Origin of the sequence: Leeuwenhoekiella sp. NPDC079379 (genome assembly GCF_044542075.1) — a bacterium.
GTDB lineage: Bacteria > Bacteroidota > Bacteroidia > Flavobacteriales > Flavobacteriaceae > Leeuwenhoekiella.
Genome location: NZ_JBITTU010000004.1, coordinates 34,670 through 50,973, shown reverse-complemented (window position 1 = coordinate 50,973; position 16,304 = coordinate 34,670). Strand labels below are relative to the sequence as shown.

General features: G+C 39.8%; 11 protein-coding genes. 8 read left to right on the top strand and 3 right to left on the bottom strand.

Annotated elements, in window-relative coordinates; all coding sequences use genetic code 11:
• Positions 1-117: 117 nt before the first annotated feature.
• The 3 genes from ACIGAM_RS08625 to ACIGAM_RS08615 all read right to left on the bottom strand — a co-directional run bounded on the left by ACIGAM_RS08625 (position 118) and on the right by ACIGAM_RS08615 (position 5,386).
• Entirely contained in the window at positions 118-2,964 is a 2,847-nt protein-coding gene (locus ACIGAM_RS08625; protein ID WP_396511058.1) for a glycoside hydrolase family 2 TIM barrel-domain containing protein, read from the bottom strand.
• A gap of 6 nt (positions 2,965-2,970) precedes the next feature.
• The gene (locus tag ACIGAM_RS08620) at positions 2,971-4,257 is read right to left on the bottom strand and encodes a rhamnogalacturonan acetylesterase (RefSeq protein ID WP_396511057.1); all 1,287 of its coding nucleotides are present in this window, start codon (positions 4,255-4,257) and stop codon (positions 2,971-2,973) included.
• Positions 4,258-4,339: 82 nt separating this feature from the next.
• Positions 4,340-5,386, bottom strand: a complete 1,047-nt coding sequence (locus tag ACIGAM_RS08615; RefSeq protein WP_396511056.1) for a GntR family transcriptional regulator — start codon at positions 5,384-5,386, stop codon at positions 4,340-4,342.
• A gap of 151 nt (positions 5,387-5,537) precedes the next feature.
• Here ACIGAM_RS08615 and ACIGAM_RS08610 point away from each other — a divergent pair, with 151 nt between their 5' ends.
• The 8 genes from ACIGAM_RS08610 (at position 5,538) to ACIGAM_RS08575 (ending at position 16,295) form a co-directional block, all read left to right on the top strand.
• Positions 5,538-7,634: a bifunctional aldolase/short-chain dehydrogenase gene (locus ACIGAM_RS08610; RefSeq protein WP_396511055.1), complete on the top strand. Its 2,097-nt coding sequence runs from the start codon at positions 5,538-5,540 to the stop codon at positions 7,632-7,634.
• A gap of 88 nt (positions 7,635-7,722) precedes the next feature.
• Entirely contained in the window at positions 7,723-9,003 is a 1,281-nt protein-coding gene (locus ACIGAM_RS08605) for a sugar isomerase (protein WP_396511054.1), read from the top strand.
• Between the two features lie 18 nt (positions 9,004-9,021).
• Positions 9,022-10,395, top strand: coding sequence for an FGGY-family carbohydrate kinase (locus tag ACIGAM_RS08600; protein ID WP_396511053.1), 1,374 nt, complete (start codon positions 9,022-9,024; stop codon positions 10,393-10,395).
• A 5-nt stretch (positions 10,396-10,400) separates the two neighbouring features.
• A complete protein-coding gene (locus tag ACIGAM_RS08595; RefSeq protein ID WP_396511052.1) occupies positions 10,401-11,552 on the top strand; it encodes an alpha-hydroxy-acid oxidizing protein in 1,152 nt (383 codons plus the stop codon).
• A 3-nt stretch (positions 11,553-11,555) separates the two neighbouring features.
• Entirely contained in the window at positions 11,556-12,971 is a 1,416-nt protein-coding gene (locus ACIGAM_RS08590; RefSeq protein ID WP_396511051.1) for a purine-cytosine permease family protein, read from the top strand.
• A 395-nt stretch (positions 12,972-13,366) separates the two neighbouring features.
• Positions 13,367-13,993, top strand: a complete 627-nt coding sequence (locus ACIGAM_RS08585; RefSeq protein ID WP_396511050.1) for a hypothetical protein — start codon at positions 13,367-13,369, stop codon at positions 13,991-13,993.
• Between the two features lie 2 nt (positions 13,994-13,995).
• Positions 13,996-15,351: a ParB N-terminal domain-containing protein gene (locus tag ACIGAM_RS08580; protein ID WP_396511049.1), complete on the top strand. Its 1,356-nt coding sequence runs from the start codon at positions 13,996-13,998 to the stop codon at positions 15,349-15,351.
• On the top strand, positions 15,336-16,295 hold the full coding sequence (locus tag ACIGAM_RS08575; protein ID WP_396511048.1) for a DNA adenine methylase: 960 nt from the start codon (positions 15,336-15,338) through the stop codon (positions 16,293-16,295). Before ACIGAM_RS08580 ends, ACIGAM_RS08575 begins: the two co-directional genes overlap by 16 nt.
• The last annotated feature ends 9 nt before the right edge of the window (positions 16,296-16,304 follow it).

Genomic DNA, 16,304 nt, shown 5'->3' with positions numbered 1-16,304 from the left:
TTCAATTAAGCCTTCGACATCTAACAAATACAGGTTTTTTCTCATTCCTCTCTATTCTTTTTTCTATTCTCTCTTCCTATTTCTGATCTCTAAAATCTAACGTCTTTCGTCTAAAATCTAATCCCTAAAATCAAACCACAACTTCATCGAGATTCCCTCATCGCCACTTTTAATACGAATGTTTGAAGGTTGACTGCTAGGCCCTTGTTGTTCTAAGGGTTTAAACGCACGCTGCCCGGGAACTTCATACATAAAAGAGATATTCCCATCTGGAAACGCAGGCTGAAAGTGATTGCCTTTAAAGCCTTTTTTGGCTTCTTCTGGTATAAACAACCGCAGGAATAATTTATCGCTTTCACTAAATATTTTAAAACTGTTTTCCCCGGCTTGCAGGTTTCCGGCTAAGAAATTTGCATAATAGCCTTTAAACTCAGGATATACCAGATTTTCAAAACTTTCTCCGGTAATTGTGTTGTTGTATTCTTTTTCCCAGATTCCGTACTCAATCCCTTGCTGGCGGTTGCGCCATGTGTGATACGGTCCACGGCCAAAGAGTGTTATGCCCTTTACACCTGTTTCCGGGAAGTCAAACGTAATCCCGAATTTATCGATATCACCTTCATAAAAAGCGCCGTCAAAACCGCTGTTTCTTCCGGCATTTTTAAGCGCTACAAGCTCCATATGTACACGGCCGTCTGCATACATCGTCCAGGTAATGTGGTCGATTCCGCCATTGTAATCAATACGACAAACTGCATTTTGACCTTCCTGTGATAAGGTTACCTTTTCTACTTCGGCTTTCATCCCTATAGGTTTAGGGCCATTTAAAAACGGAATCGCTCTTTTCTTACTATTAATTTCGGTGATATAACCGGTCTTGGTGTTCAACTTCAACCTAACCTCAGCGCTTTTTAAAGTAACGATAGCATCGTCTTGAGTTGCTTTTGCAGCTTTTTTAGTTTCGGTTTGACACATAAATTTATCTGCAAAATAATCGGCTTTATGAATGGCCCAGGTAAAGGTGTAAATCTCACGCCCGTGTTGATCTGTCGCTGTAATCTCAAGCCAGTCTCCTTTAAAGAAATCTTCGGCTACAGGCATCTTGATTTTTCGGGTTTCTCCCGGTTCTGCATTTGGTAATTCTATAGTTCCAGAATCTAAAATACGCGCAGCAGTTCCCGGCTCGTAAAATGTTTTCGCGTCAGCTTCCATTACGCGATACTGCATCGTAACCGTATTGAGATTTGAAAACAAATAGTCGTTGGTTACTAAGAAGCTTCCATCAAAAGTTTCGGTAATCGCTTTGGGTTTAAACTGTATCGGAGACCAAACTTCTTTTACGGTAAAAAAGCTGCCTTCTTTCTCGCGGTGCGGACCTAAAACGCCGTCTGCAGCCAGATTGCCTTTAGAATCAAATTGCTCATCACCGGTCCAATCGCTGCGCAATACCGCCTCATCACTAAATGCCCACATAAAACCACCGGCAAACAACGGACTTTTACTGTAATGCTCCCAGAAGTCTTTAAGACCGGCACCTATACCATTATCATAGGTACCGTGCATAAATTCAGTAGGAAAAAATACATTTTCACCACTTCCAAAACGGTGAACACCCGTTAAAAAGGTTGGGTAATGGTGTGTATCCCAACCGTCAAAATCAGACCACGGATGGATCACAATTCGGTTTTGCGGATCGTGTTTGGCAAAATCATCATCCAGTTCATAATTCCAGCCGCCCTCGTTGCCCTGATCCCAGATAATTATAGAAGGATGATTTACATCACGATCTACCATTTCTTTAATCAGTTTTTCACCCGTTTTTGTTTCATACGGGTTTTGCCATCCTGCGAGTTCGTCAAGAACAAACAATCCTAGCGAATCTGCAACGTGAAGAAAATGATCATCTGGCGGATAGTGAAAACGCACCGCATTCATATTCATATCCTTAATTAAGTTTACATCCATCACACTAATACGCTTACTGGTACTACGACCACCTTCCGGCCAAAAGCTGTGACGGTTGATTCCTTTCATGATAATCTTAGTACCGTTTACATATATCCCGTCCCGTTTTCTAAACTCGAGCGTTCTAAACCCGATGCGCTCACTTACTTCGTGTAGGGTTTTACCATTTTTCTGTAATTGTAATGTCAGCACGTATAAATTAGGATTTTCGGGATCCCAGGTTTTTACGTTATTCCATTTTGCAGTAATTGTCTGTGTGGTATCGGTTTTATTGAGGTTAATGGTTTGTGATTCTAGATTAGATTCACCGCCTAATAATGCGATTGAAGCAACTACCTTCAGATTTTCAGAAGGGTTTAAAATGTCTAAATCAGCCTTTAGGCTGCCGTCCATTTGTGCATCAACGGCTACGTGTTTGATACTTGTTTTAGGCTTTACTTCTAACCAAACAGGTCTGTAAATTCCACCAAACAACCACCAGTCTGCTTTGCGTTCTGCGTTGTTTACACTTCCTATTTCAGAGTGTTTCCACACATGAACTTCGAGTAGATTTTCTTCTCCAAACTTCAAATATTGGGTGATATCGTATTCAAACTCATAAAAGCCACCGTGATGTTTAGGTCCTACCACTTCACCATTTACTTTCACTTCGGTATCGGTCATTACCCCACCAAAATGAATCGTCACCCGTTTCGCTTTAACGGAAGCGGGAACTTCAAAATTCAGTTTATACAACCCCTCTTCTTTGCTGGGTTCGTCTTGCTCCAATTCTTTATACCAGCGGCCGTAGGTATATTCTCCAAAACCTTCTAACTCCCATTGAGACGGCACATTTATAGTTGACCATTCTCCGCTGTTATTGCCAGCAGAAACTTTAAACTCCCAGGTTTTAGGATGTTCAAAATCTATCCCAGATAGCCAGATTTTATCGGTTTGCTGTCCAAAAGCAGCGATAACACTCAAAAGAAAAAGCGCGAAAATTAGGTGTATTTTTTTCATAATAATTTAGTTTCCGTCAGGTTTTAAAGCTTCAAATAAACTGCTGTAGGGTATGCTATACGATTGCGGCTCGTGAGGTTGTGACGGATTGTATGGAGGTGTATTTATTGTAATATAGTGCTTGAGTGTAGAAAAACTTTCACGCAAACCAGATAACACAGCAAGCGCAATTTCGTTAGCACCAAAATTGCTGAAATGTGTATTATCTTCTAATGCTTTAGACTGCCCGGGAAACGTATTTGCGGGATATTGTACAAAGGCTTTACGCGAGCCTTCTGCTCCCCAGGCTTCATACATCTGCGTGGTAAATGCAGTTATATCTATAAGAGTAACCTTTTCTTTTTTGGCGACTTTGCGCATTGCATCGGGGAAATCCCCGTGTGTAGGTTTTAGTTGTTCACCCTCAAAAGCACGCCGTTGCGTAGGGGTTATTAAAATAGGAATTCCTCCTTTTTCTTTAATACGCGTAACAAAATCGGTAAGCAGATTGGTATACAAACCGTATGCGCCGTTGCCTTCGCCCTTTATTTTTTCGTCGTTATGCCCAAATTCGATTACTACATAATCGTCCTTCTTCAGCATCTGCAATACTTTATCTATCCTACTGCCTTTAAAAGAAGCCAATGAAGCTCCGGAAGAAGCCATATTGGCAACTGCAATATTTTCATCAAGGTAAGCTGTAATAAATTGTCCCCATGATGCCCAGGGCTCCAAATCCTGATTGGTAACCGTAGAATCACCCACAAGAAACAGTGTTTTTAATCCCGTTACAGGCTCGATATGAATATTTTTTATGGTACTATTTCCTAAGAACTCCAGCGTAAGTTTATCATCCCAATCGAGTTTTAAAAGTTCGCGATCTTTCAATCCTACGCTATAGTCTTCAGTAATTTGAGGTTTAAATACGCTTACATTAAAGGGTAGGCTTACCTCATCTGTTGTAGATATTTTATGCTGCGGGATAAAAAGCCTTTTAGATTCGGCTTTTAAGGTAGTTTCAGTATGTATTCCAGAAACGGTTACTGTTACCTTGTAAGATCCTTGAGGTAGCTGTACCGAAAAATACACGGGAGCAGTACTTGTAAAACCATTTTCAGTAGCTTTTACCCGATAGGCCGTACCCAAATCAAAGCCATAACCTGAGCTTTCCGAATAGGGTTGTAAAGCTGTAACAGATTCTTCTGAAGTCGCATCTTCAGTAGCAAAATTAAAATGATAAGAGTTCTCTTCCTGAGATGAGAGAAGATTAAAGACTAACCCAAAAAGTATAAGAAGGCAGTTGCGTTTTCGCATAGCTGTTTTTTGTTAGAAAAAAGTTATGTGAAAAATACAAAGAGCAATACGTTAGAGTATCCTGTACTGTTCTGAAATTAGATTAAACCGAATTACGTTCTATGTATTTAAAAACGTTTTTGACCTTCTCTTTTTTGTTTTTAAGTATCATATAGGCAGCAGTCTCCCCCATTGCTTTAAAATCTGTACTAACAACAGTAATGCCTAAAAGTTCTTTTAAAGGTGTTTCGTTATACGAGATTACACCAATATCTTTACCTAAAACCAGGTTGCGGGCACGCACCTGACGAAGCAGGTTAACGAGATCCATCTCTTCTATGGTGATGTAAACGTCTTTGCTTTCAAACTCCATATCCTCATAAATCTCATCAAGAATTTCAAATTCAAAATCAAACTTTTGACAAAAATACCGGAAGCCGTGAACGATACGCCTTGGATATGGGTGAACACTTTTTGATGGGTAAACTAAAATTAGCCTATCGTATTTTTTCAACCTGTCCATCCCCTCAATTAGAGCGTTATAGATATCTTCTTTGAAATCCTGATAGATTGAACCATAATTCCCTTTAATCTCAGGTTTAGTATTATCTACTACCAGCAATTGATCTTTAGGAATAAGCTCTATAGCCTTAAGAACTTCTGGCGTAAAACTTACGTGATTGAGGTCTGTATCTTTAAAATGTGGCATAATCACATAGTAGTTATACGCACCTATATTTTTCTCAATCGCATTGATAAAAAGGGATTCTTCGCAGTGGTAAATACTTAAGTTCACGTGTGCATTTACACCGAGCGTATTTACAAAATGATTAAAAATAATCATCTTATATGAGCTGGGTTTGTTAATTAAAAAGAACACATTAATCTTAGAAATCAGTTCGGTTTTTGCGGTGTAATACCCCTTTCCTTTTACGGATATTATAACCTTACGCTCCTTTAAAATTTTATACGCTTTTTCTACCGTATCTCTGCTTAAATACGCCGCTTCGCTCAGTTCGTTTATAGACGGTATTTTTTGCCCTACCTTCAATTTTCCTTTTGCGACATCGTCAATAATTGAGTCTACAATTTGTTTGTATTTAGGTATTCTTGAATCTTCATTGATTTTAATTTCAACAGTGCGGGCCATAGGTTAGGGATAACTAATTTTATTAAGTATCTGTAAAACTAATCAAAAGATTAGCCATTAAAAACATTTATATAGCAGTACAGCACAGGATGCCAACCTAATTCAATACCTATAATTTTGAATCAGATGCGTTAAACTTTACAAAACGAAAATGGAAAAAACTTTTAGCCACGTAAATTATCTTTGGGATGAGCAAAAGGCTGCAGAATTAGGCGATGACCAGGTTGCACTCTTTTTATACCGCTCAAATATCCTGGGTGCAGATTTAAGAATAACAAATTATGGAGGTGGTAACACCAGCTGTAAAACCATAGAAAAAGATCCGCTTACAAATGAAGATGTTGAAGTGATGTGGGTTAAAGGTTCTGGTGGGGATATAGGTACGCTAACCAGACAGGGAATAGCAGGTCTATATACCGAGCGTCTTAGAAATTTAAAGAATGTGTATGGCGGTCTTGAAGATGAAGACCGTATGGTAGGTCTTTTTAATCATTGTATTTATGATCTTGATTCTAAAGCACCATCAATTGACACACCACTTCACGGATTACTTCCTTTTAAACATATAGACCATTTACACCCTGATGCACTTATAGCTATTGCAGCTGCAGAAGACAGCGAGCAAGTGACTAAAGACATCTGGGGAGATACCATGGGCTGGGTGCCGTGGCAACGTCCCGGTTTTGATTTAGGGCTTCAGTTAGAAAAATGCCTTAATGACAATCCCGGAATACGCGGAATCGTTTTAGGTAGCCACGGTTTATTTACCTGGGGAGATACTTCTTATGAATGCTACATAAACAGTCTTGAAGTTATCGAAAAAGCTTCGGCATATATTGAGAAAAAAGTAGCTGAAAAAGGCAGTGTTTTTGGAGGTGAAAAAATTGCTAGTTTGCCAGCTGCAAAACGTAACGAGCAAGCCGCTAAATTAATGCCACTTCTTAGAGGCCTCGCTTCTTCAGAAGACCGGATGATCGGCCATTTTACAGATAGTGATACTGTTCTACAATTTATAAACAGCAACGATCTAGAACGCCTGGCGCCTATGGGTACCTCGTGCCCAGATCACTTTTTACGTACTAAAATTCAGCCGTTAATCCTGAATCTGGATAAAGACGACAATCTAGACGATACCCATGCGGTACTGGCTAAGCTTGAGCCTTCGTTTGAACAATACCGTCAGGAATACAAAGACTATTACGAAAACTGTAAGCACAACAACAGCCCGGCGATGCGTGATCCTAATCCCGTAATTATTATTTACCCGGGTGTGGGGATGTTTAGCTTTACAAAAAATAAACAAACAACGCGGGTTGCTAGCGAATTCTACATCAACGCGATCAATGTGATGCGCGGTGCAGAAGCGATTACAAGTTATACCTCATTACCCCGTCAGGAAGCTTTTGATATTGAATACTGGCTTTTAGAAGAGGCGAAATTGCAGCGTATGCCAAAAGAACAACCGCTTTCTCGTAAAGTAGCGATTGTAACCGGTGCCGCCGGTGGTATAGGTAAAGCAATTGCAGATAAACTGGTTGCCGAAGGTGCCAATGTGGTACTTACCGATATGAGTGAAGACGCGCTTAAAGAAGCCGTGGCGACTTACAAAAAAGATCAGGTTTCCGGTGCCGTGTGCGATGTGACCAATCAGGAAGCGATTGAACAGGCGTATAAAGAAGCTTGCCTCGCATTTGGTGGGGTAGATATTGTTATACATTCTGCGGGGCTTGCGATCTCTAAACCTTTAGAAGAAACCACTCAAAAAGACTGGGATATTTTACAAAACGTTCTGGTAAAAGGGCAGTTTTTAATGGCTCAGGAAGGTGTTGCGATTATGCGGAAGCAAGGCTTAGGCGGTGATATCGTAAATATAGCCAGTAAAAACGGACTGGTTTCAGGACCCAACAACGTGGCGTACGGTACAGCAAAAGCTGCACAGCAACATATGACGCGTCTTCTTGCTGCCGAATTAGGTGGTGATAAAATACGGGTAAATACGGTAAATCCTGATGGCGTTATTGTAGGTAGCAAAATCTGGGAAGGTGCCTGGGCAGAAGGCCGCGCCAAAGCTTACGGCATTGAGGTTAAAGATTTACCGGCACATTACGCAAAACGTAATTTACTTAACGAAATCATCTTACCAGACGATATTGCAGATGGTGTTTTTGCCTGTGTAGGTGTTCTGCTTAAGAGTACCGGAAACACCATAAACGTAGATGGTGGTATGGCAAATGCGTTTGTACGTTAATTAAAAACTTATTGAAGTGGGTTAAAACTCTTAGATTCATTAAGATTCCGAGAGTTTTAACTAACTTCATTTTCAGAATTTTTTTCTTATGAAAATTAATAACCAACACGTAGAAGACCTCAACAAAGCAGGTCTTTCTGATCATAAATCACACTTTGATTTTTTGGCTCAATCGTTGTCGAAAAATAAGGTTGATGTAACTACTATTGTAAACAAGCTTGCCGAATTTCAGGTGGCAATCCCTAGCTGGGCATTGGGTGCCGGCGGTACCCGTTTTGGAAGATTCTCATTCTCTGGCGAACCGGCTTCTTTAGAGCAAAAAATAGAAGATATAGGCTTAATTCACAGTCTTACCCAAACTGCCGGTGCAGTATCGCTGCATATTCCTTGGGATGTGCCTAACGATTACAATGCGATAAAAGAACTGGCTGCTATACATAAAATCAAATTTGATGCAGTAAACAGCAACACCTTTCAGGATCAAAAAAACCAGAAAGAGTCTTATAAATACGGTTCGTTAAGCAACACCAGTGCCGCGGTACGCGAGCAGGCAATTGCCCACAACAAAGAGGTTATTGAAATTGGAAATAAGCTGGGATCAAAAAGTTTGACCGTTTGGTTGGCAGATGGCTCTTCGTTTCCGGGACAAAATAACTTTCAGACCGCACTCACCCATACACAAAACAGCCTGATTTCCATTTACGAAGATATGCCGATGGATTGGAAACTGTTTATTGAGTATAAACCCTACGAACCTAACTTCTACAGTACGGTGATTCAGGATTGGGGAACCTCGCTAATGCTTGCTAATGGTTGTGGGGAACGCGCTTATACCTTAGTAGATCTAGGACATCATTTACCCAATACCAATATTGAGCAGATTGTTTCCATCTTAATGCTGAAAGGCAAACTGGGCGGTTTTCACTTTAATGACAGCAAATATGGGGATGATGATATCACCGTGGGAAGTATAAAACCCTACGCCCTATTCCTTATTTTTAACGAGTTGGTTTACGGGATGCAGAACAACCCAAACAATCCCGAACTGGGTTGGATGATTGATGCGAGTCACAATGTAAAAGATCCGTTAGAAGATTTAATACAGTCTCTTGAAGCGATTCAGGAAGCCTATGCAAAAGCGCTATTAATCGATCAGGATGCACTTAGAGCGGCTCAGGAAGCTAATGATGTTACGCTTTGCCAGGAAATCATTCAGGGAGCGTACCGCACAGATGTACGCCCACTGGTTCGCCAGGCACGGGTACAGGCAGGCGGAGTTATCAATCCTATTGATGCCTACCGCAAATTGGATGTGCGTGGTCAATTGATCAAAGAACGTGGGAAAAACACGATCGCTACAGGACTTTAATCTGGAAACACGCATTTAATGAAGCAAACAGTTACGGCAGTATTTGATATTGGTAAAACAAATAAAAAGTTTTTTCTTTTTGATTCTGAATTTCAGGAGGTGTACCGCGAGTACATTCAGTTTGACGAAATTTCAGATGAAGACGGGCATCCTACCGAAGATCTTTCCGCTTTGCGTGAATGGTTAAAAACGGTGTTTGACCGCATTCTAAAAACCGAAAAATTTGATATCAAAGCCATTAACTTTTCTTCATACGGCGCCAGTCTGGTACATCTCGATGAAAACCGCGATGTGATTTTTCCGCTGTATAATTATACTAAAGCGATACCTACCGAAATTATAGACTCGTTTTACGAAAAATACGGACCTGAAGAAAATTTTCATCAAAAAACAGGTTCTTCAAGTTCAGGCATGCTCAATGCCGGGATGCAATTGTATTGGTTAAAAAACACCAAACCTCAAGTATTTAAGAAAATTAGATATTCTTTACACCTTCCACAGTATTTAAGCTTTGTTTTTACAGGAATCCCGTTGAGCGAATACACCAGTATAGGTTGCCATACTTCGCTTTGGGATTTTGAAAAACGCGATTACCACGACTGGGTATATGCCGAAAAACTGGATCAGATTTTACCTCCTATCGTTTCCACCGAAACCAGTATCAATATGAACTACAACGGGAAGCGCATAAAAATAGGAGTAGGTATTCACGACAGTTCTGCCGCACTACTGCCCTATGTGCGCAGTCTTAAAAAACAATTTATTTTGATTTCTACGGGAACCTGGAGTATTGCTTTAAATCCGTTTGTAGAAAACGAACTCAGCAAAGCAGATGTTGCCAAAGATTGCATCAATTATATGCGTATTAACGGCAAACCTGTAAAATCTGCGCGCCTGTTTTTAGGCAACGAATACAGCATACAGGTTAAAAAACTAACTGAGTATTATGGGGTGGATAAAGACTACCACAAAACGGTAAAATTTAATCCTGAAATTCATTACGAACTCGTAAAAGAGTTTGAAAAAATCTTTCATTGGGAGTCTCTTGACGATCCTGAGATCCCGCCAAAAACAGTGCTTAGATTCACTTCTTTTGAAGATGCCTACCACCAGTTGATGATGGAGCTGGTACGCTTACAGGTTAAAAGTATACAGACTGCAAAAGGTGATATGACTATCGAAAAACTTTTTGTTGACGGCGGTTTTAGCGATAATGATATTTACATTCACCTGCTTTCGCATCATTTTAGAACGATGGAACTCCGCACCACAGACTCTTCGTTAGGCTCTGCACTAGGAGCGGCAATTTGCATTTCTGACACCCAGCTGAATTCAAAATTTTTAAAGAAAAATTACTCGATGAAAAAACACATTCCGTTCATCGCTAAATAAACACTATGGCCAACGCTTTTAACACTGCCTATCCTTCTGTTGACGATTTACGTACCAAAGCAAAAAGCCGCGTACCGGCATTTGCTTTTGAATATCTTGATGGCGGTTGCAATGAAGATGTAAGTATCAAACGCAACACTTCAGAGATACGCGATGTACAATTACAGCCGCGGTATTTAAACAATTACGGTCAAAGTTCTACCAAAACCAAAGTTTTGGGGATGGAGTTTGATGCGCCTTTTGGGATTGCACCCGTTGGTCTTCAAGGCTTGATGTGGCCCAATTCGCCCGCGATTTTGGCGAAAACTGCGCACAAACACAATGTGCCTTTTATTCTGAGTACGGTAACCACGATGGATATTGAAAAAGCCAGCGAACTTACCGAAGGGAATGCCTGGTTTCAGCTGTACAATCCTGTGGAAGATGCGGTGCGCAATGATATTATAGACCGTGCAGAAGCCGCCGGTTGTCCGGTTCTCGTGCTGCTGTGCGATGTGCCTACCTTTGGCTTTCGACCCCGGGACTTTAAAAACGGACTGGCACTTCCGCCCAAAATGTCGGTACGCAACATTATGCAAATTCTGGGGAAACCTACCTGGGCGTATAACACGCTTAAATACGGGCAGCCTACTTTTGAAAATCTAAAACCCTACACCCCCGAAGGTTTAAACCTAAAACAACTGGGCGCCTTTATGGACCGTACCTTTTCGGGAAAATTAAACGAAGAAAAAATAAAACCGATTCGCGATCGCTGGAAGGGAAAACTCGTGCTTAAAGGCGTTGCCTCGTTAGAAGATACTGCTGCTGCCATACGTATGGGTTTTGACGGCATTATCGTTTCTAATCACGGCGGGCGCCAACTCGACGCAGCTCAATCTACCATAAACAGCCTAAAAGAAATCGCCGCTACTTATGGCGATCAGATCGAAGTGATGATGGACAGTGGCTTACGCTCAGGTCCAGATATTGCCCGTGCAATGGCTTGTGGCGCAAAATTTACTTTTATGGGACGCTCGTTTATGTACGGCTGCGGCGCATTAGGCAACAAAGGCGGCGATCACACCATCGGGATGCTTAAAACCCAGTTTAAACAAGTGATGGATCAGCTGGTTTGCGAGCGCGTAGAAGATTTACCAAAACATTTAATAACAACCTAGACTATGTCTCAATACAACCAGGAAGAAGATACTATTGAAGAAATCGCAGGTGGCGAATTTGAACGCCAGCCCGTTCCGCAATCGAGATTGCAAAGCTGGAAAGCCTTTTTAGGAATGTACGCCGGGGAGCACGCCGCAGGTACCGAGTTTGTTATAGGTCCCTTGTTTTTAACCACCGGTGTAAGTGCCTTTGACCTTATCATAGGTTTATTAATAGGTAACCTACTCGCCGTTTTAAGTTGGAGATTTTTAACCGCAGAAATAGGAACCAAATTTAGATACACCCTTTATTTTCATTTGGAAAAAATTTGCGGTACCCGCCTGGTAACGGCCTACAATTTGGCAAACGGAATCTTATTTTGTTTTCTTGCCGGGGCGATGATCACCGTGTCTGCCACCGCAGTCGGTATCCCGTTTGATATGGAAATGCCCAAATTGACCGATACCACGCCTAACAGCCTTACCTGGGTCCTTGTCGTTTTAGCAATAGGAGCTGTAATTTCACTCATTGCTGCCCGCGGATACAATACCGTTGCCAAGGCTGCTAACTGGATGTCTCCGGTAATTGTATTGGCCTTTGTAGCCTGTGGCGTTGTGGCCTTGATACAACTTGATGTAAACAGCTTTTCAGATTTCTGGAATATCTGGGGCGAAGGCAGTGAGCCTTTTCCGGGACAAATAAAATATACCTTCTGGCACGTGGTGTTGTGGTCGTGGTTTGCAAATGCCGCGATGCACATTGGGATGTCAGATTTATCGGTATTTCGTTTTGCTAAAAAAGCAAGCGCAGGCTGGACGACGGCTGCCGGTATTTACATAGGCCATTATATCGCGTGGATTGCTGCTGCCCTGCTCTATGCGGTATATCTTAAATCACCCGAAGCGCTAGCAATGCTTGCCGGTGGGGAAGCACCTACTGTTGCACCAGGTCCGCTGGCGTATAACGCTATTGGTATTTTTGGGATTATCGCAGTGCTTCTTGCAGGCTGGACGACAGCAAACCCAACGATCTACAGAGCCGGTCTTGCCTTTCAAGCCATAATACCAAAACTTTCTACCTTCTGGGTAACCATTATTGCAGGTACAGTAGCCACCATCGCCGGACTATTCCCCGCTTTTGCAATGAAACTCTTAGGTTTTGTTGCCCTGTACGGTTTTATTTTAGCACCTATAGGAGCAATCATTGTTTTTGAATATTTCTTCGGAAAGCGCGCCGGAATACAAGCCTTTTATGCAGAAAAAACCGGAATCAAATTCAACTGGGCGGTGTTTGGCGCCTGGGCGTTAAGCTTTGGGATATTCTACTTTATCTCGGTGCAGTATGATGTATTCTTATCCTTTTTAACCTTACCCGCGTGGATTAGCTGTGGGATCTTGTTTTTAATCTTTAGTAAACTATACCAGCGCAAAGCGGTATAGCTCAAAATAATTGTGTGTGTAAATGGTCGTCATTTAATTAATGACGGCCATTTCTTTTTTTAGCACACATATACGAGAGTGTTATAGAACCGATAATTAGTTGTAAATAACGAATAGTAAAAAAAGGCTGTGGGGTAATGGGGTATATTTATATACTTTAGGTATCAGGTAGATAGCGTCATGCTTATTTAATTTTAGGATCTTATTTACTGTAGTTAAAAGGCTCAAAAAAACGGAAATGTTGTTTGAATGAGGAATTCTGTAAAGCCCGATAAGCACAAAAGAGTATATTTATAATTAAAAAAAGTATACAACACATTTACGAATACTTGCAAAATAGGTATAACGCTACTAGTTGTGTTATACTTTCGTTGGACACAATATAAAAAAGAACTATGCCGATAGAAGATTTTAATGGAAACACCTTTGTAGCCTTTACTGATATTTCAGGATTCAAGGAATTGATGAAGAATGATAGCTTAGCATTGGAAGCTATTCGGCATTTCTATCAGACAGGATTTAATGTTTTAAGAGAATCCGAAAATGTGGAGGGATTTTTTGTTTCAGACTGTGGAATTCTATTTGCTAGGAATGGTAGTAATGAAAATAAACTAAGAGACTTGCTAAGTGTGGTTAAAAAAATCAACCAACGAATGTTATCTGAAAATTATATGCTCACCACCTCAATTGCTTTTGGGCGTTTTGATTATCAAGGAAAAATTGAATTTCAAGGTATTGAAAAAAATCCCATTTACGGAGGAGCATATGTTAAGGCTTTTATGGATAATGAAACAGGCAAGCCAAGAATACAGCCCGGGCAATGTAGAATTGTAAAAGAAAATTTACCCCAAATAGAACTTTCTGATTTCCCACTGTTGGTTGAGAGAGGAAGAGATAATGCACACTCCTATTATTATTGGAATCTTAATGAACCAGAGAGTATATCGAACTTTGAGAATAGATATAAAGACAGCTATTCTCTTAAGTATGCAGGTATGATAAACGCATTAAAAAACAATTAATTATGGCTTACAAACGGACTCTTATAGATATAGCTGACTTAAATATAAATATCGAAAATCCAAGATTTGAGATGGTCGGAAATCAAAGGGAAGCAATCAAGACAATGATTGAAGACCAAGGAGATAAATTATCCAAATTGGCTGATGATATAACAAACCAAGGTCTGAATCCAGGCGACCCTATATTTATCACTAAACACGAAAAACAGACAGACCAGTATAATGTTTTGGAAGGCAATCGTAGAGTCACAGCACTCAAATTGCTTGAAAATCCTGACTTAATTCCAGAAACGAATAAATCCCTATTGAATAAGTTCAAGAAACTATCTGAACAATACTTAAAATCCCCAATAGAAAAAGTGCCTTGTGTGCTTTTTGACGAGGAAAAAGAAGCTGAACATTGGATTGAATTAAAACATACGGGGCAAAATGATGGGGTTGGAACAGTTGTTTGGGACGCACAACAAAAGGCCCGTTATGATGAACGTGTTAAAGGGACTTCAAGCTATGCCCTTCAAATAATTGATTTCTTGCAAAAAGAAGATTCAGTTGATTCAGAGTTAAAAAAGAAACTAAATAAAGTAAAGTCTTCTTCTCTTCAACGTTTGGCTACTGACCCTGATTTTAGACGTGTATCAGGTATAGATATAAAAGATGGAAAAGTAATCACCCGTTTCGAGCCAGCAGAAGTAGCAAAACCTTTGAGCAAAGCTGCCAATGATTTATTAAGAAAAGATTTTACGGTAAAAGACATATACTACAAAGATGACCGACTTAACTACCTTGAGACTTTCAAGAAAACTGATTTGCCCGATAAAACACAAGAACTCTCAGGAAATTGGGAATTAATTAGCACCACAAGGCCAAAAAAAGCCGACCCTATAAAGGAAACACCAAAAGGTAAAAAAAGTAAAACCTTAATTTCTAAACGACACACAATAATCCCTAAGAGCACAATAATCCCGATTAATCAGCCAAGAGTTAATAAGATATATCACGAGCTCAAAGACCTTGATTTAAGAGATTTTGAGAATTCGGGAGCTATCGCTTTCAGAGTGTTTATTGAGTTGTCAATGGATAGTTACATAGAAAAAAACCCAATATCAGGGGTTAATAATAACAGTAAGTTAAGTCACAAACTTAAATCAGTTGCTTCTGACTTAGAAAGTAAAGGAATACTTGACAAAGACAAATTGAAAGGAGCAAACACTGCCTCAACTATGAAAGACAGTATTTTCTCAATCGACACTTTCAACGCATTTGTACATAACAAGGATTTTCACCCTGAAGCAGAACAACTGAAGAAAAATTGGGATAATTTAGAAATCTTTTTCGTGAAACTATGGGAATTAATTTAAGTACAAACTACTATTCCCCACTGCGGTACCCGGGTGGTAAAGGAAAATTATCGCATTATGTTCAATTACTTATTGACTATAACTTAATTACCGATGGCCATTATGTTGAGCCATACGCAGGTGGAGCTTCTGTCGCTCTTGCCTTATTGTTCAATGAGTACGTGCATAAAATCCATATCAATGATTATGACTTTAGAATTTATGCATTTTGGGATTGCGTATTAAACCATACTGACGAGCTATGCGACAAAATTTTTGAGACAGAGGTCACTATTAAAAATTGGGAGAAACAGAAAGAAGTACAGAAAAACCCAAAGAACTATAGTAATCTTGAAATCGGTTTTTCTACTTTTTTCCTAAATAGAACTAATAGATCAGGAATTCTTAAAGCAGGCGTCATTGGTGGTAAAAATCAGGATGGTAATTGGAAAATGGATGCTCGGTTTAATAAACAAGATTTAATAAAAAGAATTCGAAAAATTAGTCGGTACAAAAACAGAATTTCATTGTACAATTTAGATGCCGTTGAATTAACTCAAAAATTAGACAAAGAACTACCTCAAAAAACACTGTTCTATTTCGACCCACCTTATTATAACAAAGGAAAAGACCTTTACATTAATTTCTATGAACACGCTGACCACCAGCAGATTTCGCAATTAATAGCTCAATTAAAAAATAGATATTGGTTAGTTTCTTATGATAATGATTTAAATATCAGAAATCTTTATCAGCCTTTTCTCCAAAGGACATACGAATTAAATTATCACGCAGCAAATGCTTCTAAAGGAACTGAAATAATGATTTATTCGCATAATCTAATTGTTCCAGAAATTCACAACCCAACAAGTAAAATTGATATTAAAAAAATTGACTCACTTGGTTTAAAAGCCAATTGGATAGAAAAAAGAGAAAATACTGTACCCAACAAGGTGTATAAGTAATAGCACCCT

What these genes read in the sequence shown, in the direction of transcription:
- ACIGAM_RS08625 (WP_396511058.1), bottom strand. Translation starts at nt 2,964, where the DNA reads ATGAAAAAAATACACCTAATTTTCGCGCTTTTTCTTTTGAGTGTTATC.
- ACIGAM_RS08620 (WP_396511057.1), bottom strand. Translation starts at nt 4,257, where the DNA reads ATGCGAAAACGCAACTGCCTTCTTATACTTTTTGGGTTAGTCTTTAAT.
- ACIGAM_RS08615 (WP_396511056.1), bottom strand. Translation starts at nt 5,386, where the DNA reads ATGGCCCGCACTGTTGAAATTAAAATCAATGAAGATTCAAGAATACCT.
- ACIGAM_RS08610 (WP_396511055.1), top strand. Translation starts at nt 5,538, where the DNA reads ATGGAAAAAACTTTTAGCCACGTAAATTATCTTTGGGATGAGCAAAAG.
- ACIGAM_RS08605 (WP_396511054.1), top strand. Translation starts at nt 7,723, where the DNA reads ATGAAAATTAATAACCAACACGTAGAAGACCTCAACAAAGCAGGTCTT.
- ACIGAM_RS08600 (WP_396511053.1), top strand. Translation starts at nt 9,022, where the DNA reads ATGAAGCAAACAGTTACGGCAGTATTTGATATTGGTAAAACAAATAAA.
- ACIGAM_RS08595 (WP_396511052.1), top strand. Translation starts at nt 10,401, where the DNA reads ATGGCCAACGCTTTTAACACTGCCTATCCTTCTGTTGACGATTTACGT.
- ACIGAM_RS08590 (WP_396511051.1), top strand. Translation starts at nt 11,556, where the DNA reads ATGTCTCAATACAACCAGGAAGAAGATACTATTGAAGAAATCGCAGGT.
- ACIGAM_RS08585 (WP_396511050.1), top strand. Translation starts at nt 13,367, where the DNA reads ATGCCGATAGAAGATTTTAATGGAAACACCTTTGTAGCCTTTACTGAT.
- ACIGAM_RS08580 (WP_396511049.1), top strand. Translation starts at nt 13,996, where the DNA reads ATGGCTTACAAACGGACTCTTATAGATATAGCTGACTTAAATATAAAT.
- ACIGAM_RS08575 (WP_396511048.1), top strand. Translation starts at nt 15,336, where the DNA reads ATGGGAATTAATTTAAGTACAAACTACTATTCCCCACTGCGGTACCCG.